This is a genomic window from Pseudomonas sp. GM48 (genome assembly GCF_000282335.1).
Lineage (GTDB): Bacteria > Pseudomonadota > Gammaproteobacteria > Pseudomonadales > Pseudomonadaceae > Aquipseudomonas.
The window spans coordinates 1-3,371 of record NZ_AKJM01000152.1 but is presented as its reverse complement, the minus strand read 5'-3'; the positions used below and the strand labels follow the sequence as shown (position 1 = coordinate 3,371).

Genomic DNA, 3,371 nt, shown 5'->3' with positions numbered 1-3,371 from the left:
AAAACAAAACCCCAACTGCTTTCGCAATTGGGGTTTCGGAATTTAATCTTGACGATGACCTACTCTCACATGGGGAAACCCCACACTACCATCGGCGATGCATCGTTTCACTGCTGAGTTCGGGATGGGATCAGGTGGTTCCAATGCTCTATGGTCGTCAAGAAATTCGGGTACTGAGTCGTGACCGGCTGGCCTCGCTTCAGCAAATTGGGTAGGTGATAGTTTGGTGTTTTGTGAGTCTCTCGAACTTTCGGTTCATTGCGTCTTCACACACCGCAATCTGGCCTTTCGACGCAAATTGCTTGGGTGTTATATGGTCAAGCCTCACGGGCAATTAGTATTGGTTAGCTCAACGCCTCACAGCGCTTACACACCCAACCTATCAACGTCGTAGTCTTCGACGGCCCTTCAGGGAACTCAAGGTTCCAGTGAGATCTCATCTTGAGGCAAGTTTCCCGCTTAGATGCTTTCAGCGGTTATCTTTCCCGAACATAGCTACCCGGCAATGCCACTGGCGTGACAACCGGAACACCAGAGGTTCGTCCACTCCGGTCCTCTCGTACTAGGAGCAGCCCCTCTCAAATCTCAAACGTCCACGGCAGATAGGGACCGAACTGTCTCACGACGTTCTAAACCCAGCTCGCGTACCACTTTAAATGGCGAACAGCCATACCCTTGGGACCGGCTTCAGCCCCAGGATGTGATGAGCCGACATCGAGGTGCCAAACACCGCCGTCGATATGAACTCTTGGGCGGTATCAGCCTGTTATCCCCGGAGTACCTTTTATCCGTTGAGCGATGGCCCTTCCATACAGAACCACCGGATCACTAAGACCTACTTTCGTACCTGCTCGACGTGTCTGTCTCGCAGTCAAGCGCGCTTTTGCCTTTATACTCTACGACCGATTTCCGACCGGTCTGAGCGCACCTTCGTACTCCTCCGTTACTCTTTAGGAGGAGACCGCCCCAGTCAAACTACCCACCATACACTGTCCTCGATCCGGATAACGGACCTGAGTTAGAACCTCAAAGTTGCCAGGGTGGTATTTCAAGGATGGCTCCACGCGAACTGGCGTCCACGCTTCAAAGCCTCCCACCTATCCTACACAAGCAAATTCAAAGTCCAGTGCAAAGCTATAGTAAAGGTTCACGGGGTCTTTCCGTCTAGCCGCGGATACACTGCATCTTCACAGCGATTTCAATTTCACTGAGTCTCGGGTGGAGACAGCGCCGCCATCGTTACGCCATTCGTGCAGGTCGGAACTTACCCGACAAGGAATTTCGCTACCTTAGGACCGTTATAGTTACGGCCGCCGTTTACCGGGGCTTCGATCAAGAGCTTCGCGTTAGCTAACCCCATCAATTAACCTTCCGGCACCGGGCAGGCGTCACACCCTATACGTCCACTTTCGTGTTTGCAGAGTGCTGTGTTTTTAATAAACAGTCGCAGCGGCCTGGTATCTTCGACCGGCGTGGGCTTACGCAGTAAATGCTTCACCCTCACCGGCGCACCTTCTCCCGAAGTTACGGTGCCATTTTGCCTAGTTCCTTCACCCGAGTTCTCTCAAGCGCCTTGGTATTCTCTACCCAACCACCTGTGTCGGTTTGGGGTACGGTTCCTGGTTATCTGAAGCTTAGAAGCTTTTCTTGGAAGCATGGCATCAACCACTTCGTCACCCAGAGGGTAACTCGTCATCAGCTCTCGGCCTTAGAATCCCGGATTTACCTAAGATTCCAGCCTACCACCTTAAACTTGACAACCAACGCCAAGCTGGCCTAGCCTTCTCCGTCCCTCCATCGCAATAACCAGAAGTACAGGAATATTAACCTGTTTTCCATCGACTACGCTTTTCAGCCTCGCCTTAGGGACCGACTAACCCTGCGTCGATTAACGTTGCGCAGGAAACCTTGGTCTTTCGGCGTGGGTGTTTTTCACACCCATTGTCGTTACTCATGTCAGCATTCGCACTTCTGATACCTCCAGCAAGCTTCTCAACTCACCTTCACAGGCTTACAGAACGCTCCTCTACCGCATCATCCGAAGATGATACCCGTAGCTTCGGTGTATGGTTTGAGCCCCGTTACATCTTCCGCGCAGGCCGACTCGACTAGTGAGCTATTACGCTTTCTTTAAAGGGTGGCTGCTTCTAAGCCAACCTCCTAGCTGTCTAAGCCTTCCCACATCGTTTCCCACTTAACCATAACTTTGGGACCTTAGCTGACGGTCTGGGTTGTTTCCCTTTTCACGACGGACGTTAGCACCCGCCGTGTGTCTCCCATGCTCGGCACTTGTAGGTATTCGGAGTTTGCATCGGTTTGGTAAGTCGGGATGACCCCCTAGCCGAAACAGTGCTCTACCCCCTACAGTGATACATGAGGCGCTACCTAAATAGCTTTCGAGGAGAACCAGCTATCTCCGAGCTTGATTAGCCTTTCACTCCGATCCACAGGTCATCCGCTAACTTTTCAACGGTAGTCGGTTCGGTCCTCCAGTCAGTGTTACCTAACCTTCAACCTGCCCATGGATAGATCGCCCGGTTTCGGGTCTATTCCCAGCGACTAGACGCCCTATTAAGACTCGCTTTCGCTACGCCTCCCCTATTCGGTTAAGCTCGCCACTGAAAATAAGTCGCTGACCCATTATACAAAAGGTACGCAGTCACCCAACAAAGTGGGCTCCCACTGCTTGTACGCATACGGTTTCAGGATCTATTTCACTCCCCTCTCCGGGGTTCTTTTCGCCTTTCCCTCACGGTACTAGTTCACTATCGGTCAGTCAGTAGTATTTAGCCTTGGAGGATGGTCCCCCCATATTCAGACAAAGTTTCTCGTGCTCCGTCCTACTCGATTTCATGACTAAGAGATTTTCGCGTACAGGGCTATCACCCACTATGGCCGCACTTTCCAGAGCGTTCCGCTAATCTCAAAGCCACTTAAGGGCTAGTCCCCGTTCGCTCGCCACTACTAAGGGAATCTCGGTTGATTTCTTTTCCTCAGGGTACTTAGATGTTTCAGTTCCCCTGGTTCGCCTCTTGCACCTATGTATTCAGTACAAGATAACCATCTTATGATGGCTGGGTTCCCCCATTCAGACATCTCCGGATCAAAGTCTGTTTGCCGACTCCCCGAAGCTTTTCGCAGGCTACCACGTCTTTCATCGCCTCTGACTGCCAAGGCATCCACCGTATGCGCTTCTTCACTTGACCATATAACCCCAAGCAATCTGGTTATACTGTGAAGACGACATTCGCCGAAAATTCGATTGTGCTCCTAAAGAGCAACTCACAAATTTTACCTTAGCCTGAGCCGTTACCAGTGAAAGTAACGTTCAGTCTATCTTTCTATCACATACCCAAATTTTTAAAGAACGA

The 3,371-nt window shown here is 51.1% G+C and carries 2 rRNA genes; both read right to left on the bottom strand.

The annotated features are described in order from the left end of the window. Positions 1-46: 46 nt before the first annotated feature. Positions 47-162: ribosomal RNA gene (rrf, locus tag PMI28_RS02815) — 5S ribosomal RNA — on the bottom strand. A gap of 151 nt (positions 163-313) precedes the next feature. After that, positions 314-3,206, bottom strand: a 23S ribosomal RNA gene (locus PMI28_RS02820). Positions 3,207-3,371: the final 165 nt, after the last annotated feature.